A 14817-nucleotide genomic window follows, 5' to 3' on the forward strand; every position below is an offset into this window, starting at 1 on the left:
ATGGAACAGGAAGGTAGACGATGAAGATGACCCGTATTCTGGGGTTGGCTGCGATGGCGGCTGTGACGGCAACATTGACATGGGCCGCCCCTCTGCGCCTGACACCGGCGGATCCGCAGCCCCGAGGGCTGAAGCCCGGTCTGTCGGTGCGCTATGCCTATCCCGATGATGTGAAAACCCTGCGCAGCGCAGCCAAGGCGCTGGAGGCAGGTGCGGAAGCCGGTCCGCCGCTCAAAGGGTTGGACTATCGCGATACCAGCATTGGGCAGAAGGCGCTGACCTCGAAACGTTCTGAAAATGTCGCGGCGGATATTCGCGGCTATGTGCGGTTTGATGCGCCGGGCATTTATACCATCGATTTTCTGACCAATGACGGGATGCGTGCGGTGATTGGCGGCAAGGTTGTCGGCAAGTTCGATGGCCGCCAGACCTGTCAGGAGACCTTTGCCCAGAAGGTGGAGGTGCCCAAGGCGGGCTGGTATCCGCTACAGGTGCTGTATTTCCAGCGGCTGAACACCTCTTGCCTGCATATGCGGATGGGACCGGAAGGCAGCCGTGTAACCTGGATGCCGAACAAGGCCTTTGGCAGGTAACAGAGGGCGGCGATCATGATGCCACAGGGGTGGTGCCCGCCGTTACAATGGCAGCGGGCGCCCCTCTGCGATGGCTTCCATCGCGAAATATGAGGTGACGCTGTCCAGCTCGACCCCTTCGATCAGGCGCTGGTAGACTTTGTCGTAACTCGCCATATCCTCGGTCACGACCTTAAGCTGGTAGTCATAGTCCCCGCCAATGCGGTGAAAATCCACCACCTCAGGGATGGTCAGCACATGGCGGCGGAAGGTCTGCAGCCAGTCCGCCGAATGATGCCGCGTGCGCAACATCACAAAAACCACCAGATCCAGCCCCAGCTGTTTGCGATCGAGCCGGGCGGTGGTGCCTTGCATCAGGCCGCTTTCCCCGAGGGTTTTCAGCCGTCGCCAACAGGCGTTCTGCGACAGGCCGACCTGCTCTGCTAGATCGCGTTGAGAGAGGCTTGCGTCGCGCTGCAGCGCGCGCAGCAGGGCAAGATCTATGTGGTCCAGCTTGTGCGTCATGGCGCCATCATAGGCAGGGGGCAAACGGGAGTTCAATCGCTCAGTGTTGCGGTGCAGCCCGGAACCGCAACACTGCAACCGAAAGCGGGACGTCTTGCCGCTTTCCCATTGCGGTCAAGGTGGTTATTACGAAGCGGCATCTAAGGAGCATCTATCATGACCCACATCGCGCCGCAGCCTGGCATTCTGGATATCGCTCTCTATGAGGGTGGGGCTGCCCATGTGAAGGGGATGAGCAATGTGACCAAGCTCTCCTCCAATGAAAACCCGCTTGGGCCAAGCCCGAAAGCCATTGAGGCAATGCAGGCGGCGGTTTCCGAGATGCATCGATATCCAAGCTCGGATCACAGTGGCCTGCGACAGGCCATTGGCGAGGTCTACGGCCTGCCGATGGAACAGATCATCTGCGGTGCCGGCAGTGACGAGATCATCACCTTTCTCTGTCAGGCCTATGCGGGTCCGGGAGATGAGGTTCTGTTCACCGAGCATGGCTTTGCCATGTATCGCATCAGCGCACTTGCCGTCGGGGCGACACCGGTTGAGGTGGCGGAGCGCGATCGTGTTACGGATGTGGACGCGTTGTTGGCTGGATGCACCGAACGCACGCGGCTGGTGTTCATCGCCAATCCGAACAACCCCACAGGCACCATGATCGGCATGGCTGATCTGGCGCGTCTCGCCGATGGTCTGCCCAAGGGCGCGCTTCTGGTGCTGGATGGAGCCTATGCGGAATATGTCGAAGGGTATGACGCTGGTGCCGCGCTGGTCGCCAACCGCGACAATGTCGTGATGACGCGCACTTTCTCCAAGATCTACGGGCTGGGTGGCGCGCGGGTTGGCTGGGGGTATGCGCCGAAGCCGATCATCGACGTGCTGAACCGGGTGCGGGGGCCGTTCAACCTCTCCTCCACTGCGCTGGCCGGGGCAGAGGCTGCGGTGCGCGATACCGACTACACGGAGCACTGCCGCCTGGAAAACGCCAAATGGCGCACATGGCTGGCGGAGGCGCTGGCGGAACTGGGGGTGCCCTCTGATACCTCTTGTGCCAACTTCATTCTGGCGCGTTTCGCCAGCCCGGAAGAGGCCGGCGCCTGTGACGCATTTCTTCAGTCGCGCGGACTGATTGTGCGTCGGGTGACAGGCTATAAACTGCCTGCTGCTTTGCGGATTACCGTCGGGGATGAGACCGCCTGCAACGCGTTGGTTGCGGCGGTGAAAGCGTTCAAGGATGGCGCAGCATGAGCGCGCCGATCTACAACCGCATCGCGCTGATTGGTCTTGGCCTGATTGCCTCGTCCATGGCGCATGCCATTCGCCGTGGCGGGCTGGCAAGCGAGATCACCGGCTATGCCCGCAGCGCTGAGACCCGCGACACCGCCCGCCGGATCAACTTGTGTGATCGTATCTGCGATACGGCTGCGGAGGCGGCGCAGGACGCTGATCTGGTCGTGCTCTGCGTACCCGTGGGGGCGATGGATGCTGTGATGGCGGACATTGCGCCGGTGCTGAAACCCGGTGCCACGGTTTCCGACGTGGGGTCGGTCAAACGCCATGTGATCGACGCGGTGCAGCCCCATATCCCTGAGGGCGTGCATTTTGTGCCCGCGCACCCATTGGCCGGGACGGAACATTCCGGACCCGAGGCGGGATTTGCCGAGCTTTATGACAATCGCTGGTGCTTACTGGTGCCGGTCGAAGGCAGCGATCGCCCGCCGGTGGATCGCTTACGGCAGCTCTGGGAGGGGATGGGCGCCAATGTTGATGAGATGGATGCCGATCACCATGATCTGGTTCTGGCTGTCACCTCCCACGCGCCGCATCTGATCGCTTATACAATGGTTGGGGTCGCTGACGATCTGCGTCGGGTGACCGACAGTGAGGTGATCAAATATTCGGCTGCGGGGTTTCGGGACTTTACCCGGATTGCGGCCTCCGATCCGACCATGTGGCGCGATGTCTTCCTGACCAACAAGGATGCGACTCTGGAGATTTTGGGCCGTTTCACGGAGGAACTGTTTGCCCTGCAACGGGCGATCCGCACCGGGGACGGCGAACATTTGCATCAATATTTCACCCGCACCCGCGCCATCCGCCGCGGCATTATCGAGGCGGGGCAGGATACGGCCGCACCGAACTTCGGCCGCGAGACCAAGTCATGAGACGCGGCTGGACGGCTGGGCTGAGGGCCCTCTCAATCGCAGGTGGGCTGACCGCTCTGATCGCGGCCAGCGCCGGTGCTACGGCAGCCAATGCACCGGAAACCTCCCTGCGGCCCAATGCGCGCCCCGATCTGGTGTCGGGCGCGACGGTGACAGCTGCTGCGCTCTCCGTTACTGCGGAGCTGCGGCCTCAATCGCGTCCGCAGTCGGAGCAAGCTATCGCCCTGGCCGCGCTGAGCCTGCCGCTTGTGCCCGCAGGGCCCGACGCCTCTCTGCGTCCACATTTGCGGCCCGGTGATCTGGCGGAAAAAATCCTGTTCGGCAAACGCAAACGCCGCAAGACCTCTGTCTGCGGCGATATCGATATTCAGGGCAGCAAGGTTGGTACCGTGCCCGGTCGGCTGAACGGCTGTGGGGCAAAGAATGCCGTGCGCGTTCGCTCGGTCGCCGGGGTGACGCTCAGCCAGCAGTCGGTGATGACCTGCGACACCGCGCGCGCGCTCAAGAAATGGGTCGAACGCGATGTGATCAAAGCCTTTGGCCGCCGCGACAAAGTCGTCTCTCTGCGGGTGGCGGCGCATTATTCCTGCCGCACCCGCAACAATCGGCCAGGCGCCAAGATTTCCGAACACGGTCGCGGCAAGGCGATTGATATCTCAGGCTTTGCACTGGAAAGCGGCAAGGTGATTACCGTGCTGAAAGGCTGGACCGCGCGCGCCACGCGGAAGGGGCTGCGCAAGATGTGGAAAGGTGCCTGTGGTCCGTTTGGCACCGTTCTGGGGCCGCTGTCAGATCGCTACCATCTGGACCATTTCCATCTGGATGTGGCGCGCCATCGCGGCGGCCCATACTGCCGTTAACGCAGGACCAGACGTGGCGCCGGGCCAATTGGCAATGGCCCGAGCGCGACATAGCCGGATTTGAGCGTCAGCGGCAGATCAAGGTCCCGGTGATTTCCGCCAAGACCGGCGAAGATCTGCAGCACCTGTTCGATGCCTGCGCGTGCGCGGGGCGGTAGGTTGCCTGCTGTCTCTGCCAATTGCAGGATGTCCTGCCAGTTCTCGACCTGCAGTGCGAGGTCGCCCTCCGGCAGGCCGGTTTCATCAAGGCTGATTTCACCAGTGGCTTTGATCCGCATTGGTCCCCAGCGGGCTTCGGCGAGATGGAGTTTGATGTGGCGGGGTTGCGGGCGCCGCAGTTCAATCGCATTGCGGTCCCAGCGTGTATCGAAGGTGACCGTCATCTCGGCAATGACTGTGTCCAGCCGTTCGGGCAGCCCCTCTGTTGCGGCAAGACGCTGGCGCAGGAGCGGATGTGGAGCCAGGCCAACCGCATCTGCGCGGATCTGGTAGCGGTTTGACGCGTCGGTCTGGGTCATATCCAGCTGAAAGGCCTGCGCGCCAAGATCGGTGTTGCCATCACTGCGTACCGTCCAGGGGCCGGCGGTGATGTGTAGCTGTTCCAACTCCCGTGCAGATCCGGGGGCCAGCCGCAAATCGGCCTGTAGCCCGTTTGCCTGAAGGATCGCCGTCTCATCGAAATATGACAGCCGCTGTGGTGTCGGTGGCAGATGCAGCGTCAGCGTGCCGGGCCAGAGTGCCAGGCTGCGGATATCCAGCCAGTCGGCGCGCCATGCGGTGCCGGTGCCCGGGTCAGCGAGGGTGGGGGTGGTGATGCGATGATGATGATAAAGCGGAAAGCCCGAGGTGCGCAGCGCCCCGTAGTCGGCCTGCCAGCCCTGTCGCCGCTGCTCGGCAAACCACTCGTTGAGCCCCTGACGCAGGCCCCAGCCCGCGATAGTCCAGTAGAGGCTCCAGCTGCAGACCACGATCAGCAGCAGTTTTGTCCATCGGATCATCATTCGGCCTCTTTTCTGGACGTGGGATTTGATGTTTATAGACCGCGATCGAAAAAGGGCCAGCGTCATGACCATGTGGGTATTTGGATACGGATCTTTGTTGTGGAACCCGGGCTTTCCGGTGGCCCGCCGCGAAGTGGCTACTCTGCCGGGTTATGCCCGGTCCTTCTGCATGAAATCCATCCATCATCGCGGCAGTGAGGAGAAGCCGGGTCTGGTTCTGGCACTGGACGCGATAGATGGTGCCGCCTGCACGGGGATCGCGCTGGCGGTCGAGGCTGGCCACGAAGAACAGACATTGCTGGAACTGCGGGCGCGGGAGCTGATCTCCTCGGCCTATGTGGAAAAAGATCTGACTGTCCAGTTGGCCAGTGGTGGTGAGGTGACGGCCGTCACCTATGTGATCGACCCGGATCATAATCAATACTGTGGTGGCATCAGTCTGGAAACTCAGGCGCGGATCATTGCGGAGGCGGTCGGCGGGCGTGGTCCCAATACCGAATACCTCTTCAATACTGCGGAGCATCTGGCCGAGATCGGGTTGCGCGATGCTGATTTGGATTGGCTGTCGGCGCGTGTGCGGGACCTTGCATCATAAAGCCTTGGCTCTTCTGAGGTTTTGCCTATAGGCTCCGGTTCTGCAAGAACACCAAAAAAGTGTCAGGAGCCACAGCTATGGCGCAGCCAGACCGCGAAAGCAGGCCGCAGTTTTCCCAACCGGTACGCCAGATCATCATGATGCTGATTGCCCTCGGGCTGTCGGGGTTTGGGGCATTCGTGGCGCTGCCGCGGGTCTTGCCGGTGTTCGAGGCCAACCCCTGGCTCAACGGCTTTATCGGCCTGGTGTTTGTCTTTGGTGTGATGGCCTGTTTTTGGCAGGTGCTGCAGCTGATCGGGTCGGTGCGCTGGATCGAGGCGTTCGCTGCCGGGGTCGCCAGAGAGGATGTTCGTCCGCCGTCGATGCTGGCGCCGCTGGCCTCTCTGCTGCGCTCACGCGGGGCGCGGATGCAGCTGGGGTCTTCTTCGACCCGGTCGATCCTGGATTCCGTTGCCACCCGCATCGACGAAGAACGCGAGATCACACGCTACATCGTGAACCTGCTGATTTTCCTTGGCCTTTTGGGGACATTCTACGGCCTGGCCACCACAGTACCTGCGGTGGTGGACACCATTCGCAGCCTTGCTCCGCAGGAGGGAGAAGAGGGTATTGCGGTATTCAATCGCCTGATGACCGGGCTGGAGGCGCAGCTGGGCGGTATGGGCGTTGCCTTTGCCTCCTCATTGCTGGGCTTGGCGGGATCGCTGATCGTTGGCTTGCTGGAGCTGTTTGCGGGCCATGGTCAGAATCGCTTCTACCGGGAACTTGAGGAATGGCTTTCCTCCTTCACCCGGGTCAGTTTTTCCTCTGGTGAGGAAACGGGCGGCGGTGACAATAGCGCCCTCGCCGGGGTGCTGGACAGTATGACCGAGCAAATGGATGCGCTGCAGGCGATGTTTGTGCAATCCTCTGAAGGGCGCGCCGGGGTGGATCAGAAGCTATCCGCACTGGTGGATGCGATCACCGACATGAACCGGCGGCAGGATCAGTCCGAAGGCACGGCGCGCGCGCTTGAGCGGGTGGCCGTCGGGCAGGAGGCCCTGACCGAGCTGATGCGCGCTCAGGGGGATGTCGGTCTGGACGCCGAAAGCCGGATGCGGCTGCGCTCCATCGATGTGCAGATGTTGCGCATTCTTGAGGAAATCTCGGCCGGTCGTCAGGAAAGCCTTGCCGAGTTGCGCAAAGATATCGACCTCTTGGTCAAAGCCTTTGCCAGACCGCGTGGATTGGGCCGCAGCGCGCGCGGATCTGAGGATTAAGCCATGGCCCTGTCACGTCGCACCGGACAGCGTTTTCAGGCCTCAATCTGGCCGGGATTTGTGGATGCGATGACCGGGTTGCTGCTGGTCCTGATGTTCCTCCTGACCATTTTCATGGTGGTCCAATTTGTCCTGCGGGAGACGATTTCCGGGCAGGAAAGCCAGCTGGATGAGCTGGCAGCGGAGGTGGGGGCGCTGGCCGATGCGCTGGGCCTCGAAGAGCGAGCGAACAGCCAGTTACAGGCCCGGCTCGGTGCGCTGTCGGCCACGCTTGGGACCACCCAGGGTGCGTTGGAAACTGCGGAAGCAGAGCTTGCAGCAGCGCAGGGCGAGATCAGTGATTTTGAGGCACAGGTCGCCCAGTTGCTGCTGCAACAGCAGGAAGCCAACGCCACCATCAGTGATCTGACCGCGCAGCGCGCGGCGTTGCAGGCGGCGCAGAGCGATCTGGAAGGGGAGCGGGACGCGCTGTCGCAGGCTCTTGCGGCCAGTCGCGATGAAATCGATGCCCAGACTGAGGTCGCGCGCCTTGCCGCAGCCAGGCGGGAGGCACTGGAAGCGCTTGTCGCCGATCTCGAAGGGCAGGCGTCTGAGGCAACCGCAGCAGTCTCGCAGTTGGAAGCTGACCTAACCGACGCTGAGGCGGCCCGTCTTGCCGAGGCGGCTGCCGCGGAGGCGCTGCGTGATCGGCTGAAGACGGCAGACGCGGAATTGACGGCGATGACACTGGCGCTGGAAGAACAGCGTCAGGCCGCTGAAGATACGCTGACGTTGCTGGCGGCAGCGGAAACCGCCAAGGGGCAACTGGATGCGCAGCTGGCGGACGTGCTGGAAGCGCTGGATGTCGCAAAGGCCGCAAACGCGGACCGCGACGCATTGGCCGAGCGTCTCACGCGTGTTCTGGCGCAGTTGGAAACCACGCAGACCAGCGCCGATGCACAGGTCGCCGCCTTGCAGGCAGAGCTGGATCAGTTGCGTGAGAGCCGGGACGCGGCAACATCTGAGCTGGAAAATACAGCAGCAGCGCAGGCCGAGACAGAACAGCGTCTGCTAGAGGCTTTGTCTAAGCTGGAACAGGCTAATGCCGCCGCCGCCGACCGGGAGGTGCTGCAACAACGTCTGCTGGCAGCGCTGACGGAGGGCGAAGAGCGGGCTGTGGAAGCCGCAGAGCTGGCCAGCCTCGCCGAACAGCGTGCAGCCCTGCTGGCGCAGGCCCGTGCGAGCCTCAGTACGGAGCAGGCGGTTTCGGAGGAAGCGCAGCGACAGACGGCACTGCTGAACCAGCAGGTTGCGGCACTGCGAGAGCAGCTCGGCGGGTTGCAGACGCTGCTGGATGACTACAAGGCCCGTGACGCCGCACAATCGGTGCAGATGCAGAACCTCGGCCAGGATCTGAATGCAGCACTGGCGCGGGCCGCCGCAGAGGAACGCCGCCGCCGTCTGCTTGAAGAGAGCGAGCGCAAGCGACTGGAAGCCGAAGCAGAGCAGCTGAGCAGCAAGGCCCAGGATCTGGAACAATACCGGTCGGAATTCTTCGGCCGCCTGCGGGATGTTCTGGGCAATCAGGAGGGGGTCCGGATCGAGGGGGACCGCTTTGTCTTTGCCTCTGAGGTATTGTTTTCCCCTGGGAGCGCAGATCTGTCACCGGCCGGGCGGGCGGAAATTGGCAAGGTCGCGGGTATCCTGCAGGCTGTTGCGGCGGCGATCCCGCCTGAGATCAACTGGATCATCCGTGTGGATGGTCACACCGACGACACGCCGCTTGGTATCCATCCGAAATTTGCCGACAACTGGGAGCTAAGCCAGGGCCGCGCCTTGTCGGTTGTACGCTACATGGTGCAGGCGCTGGGCATTCCGCCCGAACGCCTGTCTGCCAATGGGTTTGGTGAGTATCAGCCGGTGAACCCTGCGCCGACGGCGGTGGCCCGGGCGCAGAACCGGCGGATTGAGCTGAAGTTCACCGAGCGCTGACCGGGCCTGTATTATCGCTTTGGCGGTCTGCTCACTGGCCGGGCAGCTGTCGGCTCAGGCCGTTGTTTGCGCCGCGCCGACAGGCGGGAGATCAGCGCTTTGGCCTCAGTCGGTGGTTCCTGCTCAATCCGCCTGTAGTTGCTGCCATCCCGCTGACGCGTCAGCAGTCCACAGGAAATCATCGTCCGCCGCAGGGTCGCGGGATCCTTGAAATCATGTTCGGCCAGCAGGATCCTGTTCACCTCCGCCTCGCTTAGCAATGTGTCAGTCGGGAATACCGCCCACAGACCAAAGAGCGCCAGCGTCTGCACCGCCCGCCGGGAGGGCCAGCGCAGCAACCGTCCCGAAGCATCAAATTGGGTGAGCGTGCGTTCGATCAGCCGGTGATCGGCGGGTGCAGCCGTCTTGGCCTGCGCCAGACGACCAGCAGCGGCCTGCACGGCGCGCTGGTGTTGCAGGTTCTGAAATCCGGCGGCGCGTGCCAGCATATTCATCAGCGTCAGATGGGGCGGGCTGGCCTCCCCCAATTGACGGGCCAGAGCACGGGAGAAATGCGACAGGTCATCGACCTGTAAGGGGAGAGATTTGCGGGTCATATTGCATCCAATCGGCGCCCGTCCTGGTCGTTGGTCGCTGGCTTGACGACGCGGCGCCATCTGCAATGGAAACCGTTCGATTGGATGGCAGGTTTAGCTCTCCCTTGCAGGAGCAGCGACGCCTCGGTGTCTGCCGACCGTGGCCTTAGATTAGCGCGTCACCAAGGCGAGGCCAAGAGGGCTTTGCCATGGCCCTCCCTCTATTCAACGGTCATGTCCTGCCGGTGGTCATCAATGACCTCTCCGTCACGCAGCAGCGTCGCAGTGGCGGTGTAGCGACCGGGTTGTAGCCCGACACCGTGGATCCGTTTGCCGGCCGCGCGAAACAATTGTGCTTGGGTCTTTTCCAGCCGTTCAGTCTGCTCCAGAACGGGGCCATCCGGCCCGTCGATCCGCAGCATCAGCTGATCACCACTGCGCGAGCCGAAGGCATAGGCCCAGAACACCACTGCGCCTGATCCGGCGGGCAGGGGGGCCTGATCCGCTGTTCCGGCCTTGATGGCGGCGAATTTCGGGACATGATCGGCAAACCCACTGCCGAGAAAGCCGCCGGCCTGATAGGTGATGTCGTCCGCCCAGAGCGGCGCGCCTATGTCAGTGCCGCAGTTTTGCTCCATGCGGGGTCCAAACGGATCAACAGTTTTGCCATCCTTGCGCACGGAGAGGTGCAGATGCGGGAACTGGGTGTTGCCGGAAAGGCCGATCTGCCCCAGTGGGGTGCCTGCGGTGACCTTGTCGCCTGACTGCACAAGAATGGAGCCGCGTTTCATATGGCAGTACTGGGTTTCCCAACCCTCACCATGGCGCAGCAGAACCCCGTTGCCGCATTCGCGCCCCTTAATGGCTGGATCGCCGGGGCCGGTGGAATAGCGATCCTCCATCCCGTCGCGGCTGCCGACCACGGTGCCATCCGCAGCGGCGAAGACGGTGACGCCAGCATTCATATCGCTGAGATAGGGCAGGGCAATGTCGGTGCCCTTGTGCCCATCGTAGGTAAGTGGGTTGCAGGTGAAGTCCTGTGTTGCCGGTCCCAATGCGCGGTCGACATATTGCTGGATCTGGCAGCTGTCGCCCAAAGTGCAGTCAACGGGCCAATCCAGAACGAGATCGCTCGCCGCGACTGGCGCGGCGAGCGATGAGATAAATGCCAAAGGCAGAAGCCGCATGGGGTTACTCAGCCGTCAGAAGGGGCGGCTTGTCTCCGGAGATGCGCGGTTTGGCTGGGCCTTCAATCCTGAGATCCAGCTTGCCATCCTTGATGCCGACCTTAACAAGGCCCCCTTTGGCGAGTTTGCCGAACAGCAGCTCCTCAGCCAGCGGTTTCTTGATGTGTTCCTGAATAACGCGACCCAAAGGACGTGCGCCCATCCGGTCGTCATAGCCCTTGTCCGCCAGCCATTCGGCTGCCTTGCGGGTCAATTCGATCGAGACATTGCGATCCATCAGCTGGGCTTCCAGCTGCAGGACAAATTTCTCGACCACCTGCAGGATGACATCCTTTGGCAGCGGTGCGAAGGAAATGACTGCGTCCAGACGGTTGCGGAATTCCGGCGTGAAAGTCCGCTCAATCGCAGCAGTGTCCTCTCCCTCGCGCCGGTCACGACCGAACCCGATGGCGGCCTTCGCCTGCTCAGATGCGCCGGCGTTTGAGGTCATGATCAGCACAACATTGCGGAAATTCACCGTACGGCCGTTGTGGTCGGTCAGCTGGCCATTGTCCATCACCTGCAACAGGATGTTGAAGACATCCGGGTGTGCCTTCTCGATTTCATCGAGCAGCAGCACACAATGGGGATGCTGGTCAACGCCATCGGTCAACAGGCCGCCCTGATCAAAGCCGACATAGCCCGGAGGCGCGCCGATCAGACGGGAGACCGCGTGTTTCTCCATATATTCCGACATGTCGAACCGCAGCAGTTCCACGCCGAGCGTATCGGCGAGCTGTTTGGCCACTTCTGTTTTGCCGACACCGGTGGGGCCTGCAAAGAGGTAGTTGCCAATGGGTTTTTCTGGCTCGCGCAGGCCCGCCCGCGCCAGTTTGATGGCGCTGGACAGGGCGTCGATTGCGGCGTCCTGACCAAACACCACGCGTTTCAGCGAGCGTTCCAGATCCTTCAGCACTTCGGCGTCGTCCTTGGAGACGTTCTTCGGCGGGATGCGGGCGATCTTGGCGACAACGGCCTCGATCTCCTTGACGCCGATGGTCTTGCGGCGCTTGCTTTCCACCACCAGATGCTGGGCGGCGCCGGCCTCATCAATGACGTCGATGGCCTTGTCCGGCAGTTTGCGATCATTGATGTAACGGGCCGACAGTTCGACCGCAGATTTGATCGCATCGCTGGTAAAGCGGATGCCGTGATGGTCCTCGAAATAGGGTTTCAGGCCCTTCAGGATTTCAATGGAATCCTCAACCGAAGGCTCATTCACGTCGATTTTCTGGAACCGGCGTGACAGGGCGCGGTCCTTCTCGAAATGCTGACGGAATTCCTTGTAGGTGGTGGACCCCATCGTGCGCAGCTTACCGCCCTGAAGCGCAGGCTTCAGCAGGTTGGAGGCATCCATCGCCCCGCCGGAGGTGGCCCCGGCGCCGATCACAGTGTGGATCTCATCGATGAACAGCACTGCGTCGGGGTGATCCTCCAGCTCGGTCACCACAGCTTTCAGACGTTCCTCAAAGTCGCCGCGATAGCGGGTGCCTGCCAGCAGCGCGCCCATGTCGAGCGAGTAGATGGTGGTTTCCGACAGGACCTCAGGGGTTTCACCGGCGACAATCTTACGTGCCAGACCTTCGGCGATGGCGGTTTTGCCAACGCCGGGATCGCCGACAAGAAGCGGATTGTTTTTGCGGCGGCGGCACAGCACCTGAATGCAGCGCTCAACCTCGTGGCTGCGCCCGATCAGGGGGTCAATGTCACCTTCGCGGGATTTCTCATTGAGATCGACGCAGTATTTCGCCAGCGCGCTCTCTTTCTTGTCACCCTCGGTGGTGGGCTGGGGCTCATCCTCGACCTCCGGGGAGCCGGAGACCGGGCGGGATTCACCGAAGGCCGGATCCTTGGCCACACCATGAGCGATAAAATTCACCGCATCATAGCGGGTCATGTCCTGATCCTGCAGGAAGTAGGCCGCGTCGCTCTCACGCTCTGCGAAGATGGCCACCAGAACATTGGCGCCCGTGACTTCGGTACGGCCGGAGCTTTGAACGTGGATGGCCGCGCGTTGGATCACGCGCTGGAAGGCAGCGGTGGGAACCGCTTCTGAGCCGTCGATATCAGTGACCAGATTGGCGAGATCCTCATCGACAAATTCAACAAGGGTCGCGCGCAACTCGGTGAGGTCCACGCTGCAGGCGCGCATGACGCGCGCCGCCTCAGGCTCGTCCAGCAGGGCAAGCAGCAGGTGTTCCAGGGTTGCAAATTCATGACGCCGTTCGTTTGCCAGCGCAAGCGCGGCGTGAATGGCCTGTTCCAAAGTGCTCGAGAATGAAGGCACGGGCGTGCTCCTCTTGGTCTTGGGTTGGCGGTGAGGCTGCGGGACGGATGCCTAGCCTTCCACAGTCCAACCATGTCCTGATAGTATTAGAGTTTGGTTGATACGTGCCCGGCTTCAAGTTCTTTCTTGCAATTTCTTGTCACATTTATCGTGACTGTGCCGTGAAAAGGGGCCTGGCGCGGTCAAAACTTGTCCTTTCGCGCCCGGATTTCGGCAAACACCTCCGCAGCGGAGGCCCCCGTCATGCCAACCGCCTGTTTGAGGCTGTCGAGATGGGCCCGCAGGAAAGGGTTGGTGTCCAGCTCCTCCTGCAACTGTGAGGGCACGGTTGCTTCTCCTTTGGCACAGGCGGCATCAATAGCTTTGCAGCGGTGTTGCAGCGCGGCGTTGTCCGGCTCGATCGTAAGTGCGAAACGGGCATTGGACTGGGTGTATTCATGGCCGGAATAGACCGTTGTTTCTCCCGGCAGGGCTGCGAGTTTCTGCAGACTCTGCCACATCTGGTCCGGTGTCCCCTCAAACAAGCGACCACATCCCAGCGCCATCAGGCTGTCAGCGGTGAAGACTGCGGCTGCGCTGGGAATGTGAAAGGCGATATGTCCGATCGTATGTCCGGAAACATCCAGCACGCTGACTTCCTCGCCCAGGCAGGTGAAGCTGTCGCCTTCTGCCACTGCCAGATCCAGATCGGGCAGGCGGTGGACATCGGCGCTGGCACCGATGACCTGCGGATCATAGGCCGTTCGCAGATCCGCGACGCCGTCGATATGGTCCCAGTGATGATGCGTGAGCAGGATCTGGTCCAGCCCCCATCCGCGCCGCTCCAGTTCGGATCGGATGGCCGCGGCTTCTGGGGCATCCACAAGCGCAGTGCGACCGGTTTCGGCATTGTGCAGCAAAAAGGCATAGTTGTCGGAGAGACAAGGCAGGGTAACGATCTCAAGGGGCATGGTCATTCGCTTCTCGATAGGTAAACTGACGGCGACTGGCCTCAGATTGGCCCAAGCAACGGACGCCCGCAATGCATCTTGATGTTCAGGATCTGAGGAATTTCTATTATCGCAGCACCCTGGGGCGGGCGGCGCAGGCGTCGATCCGTGGGCGGCTGCTGGAGTTGTGGCCCGAAGCCGCAGGGCAAACGGTTGCCGGTTTTGGCTTTGCCGCACCTTTGTTGCGCCCCTATCTGGCCGAGGCGCGACGGGTGATTGCGCTGATGCCGGGACCACAGGGGGTGATGCAGTGGCCTGCGGGAATGCCCAATGTCTCGGTTCTCTGTGCGGAGACTGCCTGGCCGATTGAAACCGGGCATGTCGACCGGCTGGTGCTGCTGCACGGGCTTGAGACCTCGGACCGGCCGTCGCATCTTCTGGAAGAATGCTGGCGGGTGCTGGGACCGGGCGGGCGCGCCGTCTTTGTGGTGCCCAACCGTGCCGGTCTCTGGGCGCGCTCGGATGTGACCCCGTTCGGGTTTGGGCGGCCCTATACGCTGAGCCAGGTGGAAAATCAGCTGCGCCTGCATCAGTTCACCGTGGAGCGGCATTCTGCGGCGCTCTACCTGCCGCCCAGTCAGCGCCGTTTCTGGCTGAAGTCTGGCCCATTGTTTGAACGTATGGGGGACCGGTTGCCGGCGATGCTGGGGGGCGGAGTGTTTTTGGTTGAGGTCAGCAAGCAGGTGCATTCTCAACGTGGTGAGATGACCCGGCTGCGCCCGCCCAGTCCGATCCGGGTTTTGGAAGGGCTGTCCAACCCGCTTCCGGAACCGGCCTGAGCCTGCGCGATGTCTCGAA

Annotated in this window: 14 protein-coding genes; 8 read left to right on the plus strand and 6 right to left on the minus strand. The window is 62.0% G+C overall.

The features are described 5' to 3' along the window. Window positions 1-20: 20 nt before the first annotated feature. Window positions 21-593, plus strand: coding sequence for a PA14 domain-containing protein (locus J4721_RS14460; protein ID WP_024096346.1), 573 nt, complete (start codon window positions 21-23; stop codon window positions 591-593). 42 nt (window positions 594-635) lie between these two features. Here the strand turns inward: J4721_RS14460 and J4721_RS14465 are convergent, their stop codons facing one another. After that, complete coding sequence (locus J4721_RS14465; protein ID WP_014875429.1) at window positions 636-1097, minus strand: Lrp/AsnC family transcriptional regulator; 462 nt, start codon at window positions 1095-1097, stop codon at window positions 636-638. Between the two features lie 156 nt (window positions 1098-1253). Between J4721_RS14465 and hisC the strand changes: the two genes are divergently transcribed. From hisC to J4721_RS14480, 3 genes are read left to right on the plus strand one after another with little or no spacing between them, the layout of a single operon-like run. Then, complete coding sequence (gene hisC / locus J4721_RS14470; RefSeq protein WP_211003000.1) at window positions 1254-2339, plus strand: histidinol-phosphate transaminase; 1086 nt, start codon at window positions 1254-1256, stop codon at window positions 2337-2339. Further along, a complete protein-coding gene (locus J4721_RS14475) occupies window positions 2336-3256 on the plus strand; it encodes a prephenate/arogenate dehydrogenase family protein (protein WP_211002999.1) in 921 nt (306 codons plus the stop codon). Before hisC ends, J4721_RS14475 begins: the two co-directional genes overlap by 4 nt. Further along, the gene (locus J4721_RS14480) at window positions 3253-4116 is read left to right on the plus strand and encodes an extensin family protein (protein ID WP_211002998.1); all 864 of its coding nucleotides are present in this window, start codon (window positions 3253-3255) and stop codon (window positions 4114-4116) included. The genes J4721_RS14475 and J4721_RS14480 overlap by 4 nt, the downstream gene beginning before the upstream one ends. On the opposite strand, the gene J4721_RS14485 is transcribed toward J4721_RS14480, so the two are convergent. Beyond that, window positions 4113-5114, minus strand: coding sequence for a DUF2125 domain-containing protein (locus J4721_RS14485; RefSeq protein WP_247656135.1), 1002 nt, complete (start codon window positions 5112-5114; stop codon window positions 4113-4115). The two genes, J4721_RS14480 and J4721_RS14485, sit on opposite strands and share 4 nt — an antisense overlap. A gap of 67 nt (window positions 5115-5181) precedes the next feature. Here J4721_RS14485 and J4721_RS14490 point away from each other — a divergent pair, with 67 nt between their 5' ends. From J4721_RS14490 to J4721_RS14500, 3 genes are all read left to right on the plus strand, one after another. Next, window positions 5182-5712 carry a gamma-glutamylcyclotransferase gene (locus J4721_RS14490; RefSeq protein ID WP_102873803.1) on the plus strand — a complete coding sequence of 177 codons (531 nt, stop codon included), beginning with the start codon at window positions 5182-5184 and terminating at the stop codon, window positions 5710-5712. 77 nt (window positions 5713-5789) lie between these two features. Next, on the plus strand, window positions 5790-6971 hold the full coding sequence (locus J4721_RS14495) for a hypothetical protein (protein ID WP_014875423.1): 1182 nt from the start codon (window positions 5790-5792) through the stop codon (window positions 6969-6971). Window positions 6972-6974: 3 nt separating this feature from the next. Then, window positions 6975-8942 carry a peptidoglycan -binding protein gene (locus J4721_RS14500; protein WP_102883818.1) on the plus strand — a complete coding sequence of 656 codons (1968 nt, stop codon included), beginning with the start codon at window positions 6975-6977 and terminating at the stop codon, window positions 8940-8942. Window positions 8943-8953: 11 nt separating this feature from the next. Here the strand turns inward: J4721_RS14500 and J4721_RS14505 are convergent, their stop codons facing one another. The 4 genes from J4721_RS14505 to gloB form a co-directional block, all read right to left on the minus strand. Beyond that, window positions 8954-9538 (minus strand): DUF2087 domain-containing protein, encoded by a 585-nt coding sequence (locus J4721_RS14505; protein ID WP_102859000.1) that lies wholly within the window; start codon window positions 9536-9538, stop codon window positions 8954-8956. A gap of 200 nt (window positions 9539-9738) precedes the next feature. After that, window positions 9739-10704, minus strand: a complete 966-nt coding sequence (locus tag J4721_RS14510; protein WP_102873805.1) for a M23 family metallopeptidase — start codon at window positions 10702-10704, stop codon at window positions 9739-9741. A gap of 4 nt (window positions 10705-10708) precedes the next feature. Continuing rightward, the gene (gene clpA / locus J4721_RS14515) at window positions 10709-13030 is read right to left on the minus strand and encodes an ATP-dependent Clp protease ATP-binding subunit ClpA (protein ID WP_014875419.1); all 2322 of its coding nucleotides are present in this window, start codon (window positions 13028-13030) and stop codon (window positions 10709-10711) included. A gap of 182 nt (window positions 13031-13212) precedes the next feature. After that, the gene (gene gloB, locus J4721_RS14520; RefSeq protein ID WP_211002997.1) at window positions 13213-13986 is read right to left on the minus strand and encodes a hydroxyacylglutathione hydrolase; all 774 of its coding nucleotides are present in this window, start codon (window positions 13984-13986) and stop codon (window positions 13213-13215) included. Between the two features lie 65 nt (window positions 13987-14051). Between gloB and J4721_RS14525 the strand changes: the two genes are divergently transcribed. Then, on the plus strand, window positions 14052-14798 hold the full coding sequence (locus J4721_RS14525) for a class I SAM-dependent methyltransferase (RefSeq protein WP_014880758.1): 747 nt from the start codon (window positions 14052-14054) through the stop codon (window positions 14796-14798). Window positions 14799-14817: the final 19 nt, after the last annotated feature.

The sequence above is a fragment of the Phaeobacter sp. HS011 genome (assembly GCF_018101215.1).
GTDB classification, from domain to species: Bacteria; Pseudomonadota; Alphaproteobacteria; order Rhodobacterales; family Rhodobacteraceae; genus Phaeobacter; species Phaeobacter inhibens.

Coding starts and splice junctions, on each gene's coding strand:
- gloB (WP_211002997.1), bottom strand. CDS start 13,986: ATGACCATGCCCCTTGAGATCGTTACCCTGCCTTGTCTCTCCGACAAC.
- J4721_RS14495 (WP_014875423.1), top strand. CDS start 5,790: ATGGCGCAGCCAGACCGCGAAAGCAGGCCGCAGTTTTCCCAACCGGTA.
- J4721_RS14465 (WP_014875429.1), bottom strand. CDS start 1,097: ATGACGCACAAGCTGGACCACATAGATCTTGCCCTGCTGCGCGCGCTG.
- J4721_RS14485 (WP_247656135.1), bottom strand. CDS start 5,114: ATGATCCGATGGACAAAACTGCTGCTGATCGTGGTCTGCAGCTGGAGC.
- J4721_RS14460 (WP_024096346.1), top strand. CDS start 21: ATGAAGATGACCCGTATTCTGGGGTTGGCTGCGATGGCGGCTGTGACG.
- J4721_RS14525 (WP_014880758.1), top strand. CDS start 14,052: ATGCATCTTGATGTTCAGGATCTGAGGAATTTCTATTATCGCAGCACC.
- J4721_RS14505 (WP_102859000.1), bottom strand. CDS start 9,538: ATGACCCGCAAATCTCTCCCCTTACAGGTCGATGACCTGTCGCATTTC.
- J4721_RS14500 (WP_102883818.1), top strand. CDS start 6,975: ATGGCCCTGTCACGTCGCACCGGACAGCGTTTTCAGGCCTCAATCTGG.
- J4721_RS14490 (WP_102873803.1), top strand. CDS start 5,182: ATGACCATGTGGGTATTTGGATACGGATCTTTGTTGTGGAACCCGGGC.
- J4721_RS14510 (WP_102873805.1), bottom strand. CDS start 10,704: ATGCGGCTTCTGCCTTTGGCATTTATCTCATCGCTCGCCGCGCCAGTC.
- J4721_RS14475 (WP_211002999.1), top strand. CDS start 2,336: ATGAGCGCGCCGATCTACAACCGCATCGCGCTGATTGGTCTTGGCCTG.
- hisC (WP_211003000.1), top strand. CDS start 1,254: ATGACCCACATCGCGCCGCAGCCTGGCATTCTGGATATCGCTCTCTAT.
- J4721_RS14480 (WP_211002998.1), top strand. CDS start 3,253: ATGAGACGCGGCTGGACGGCTGGGCTGAGGGCCCTCTCAATCGCAGGT.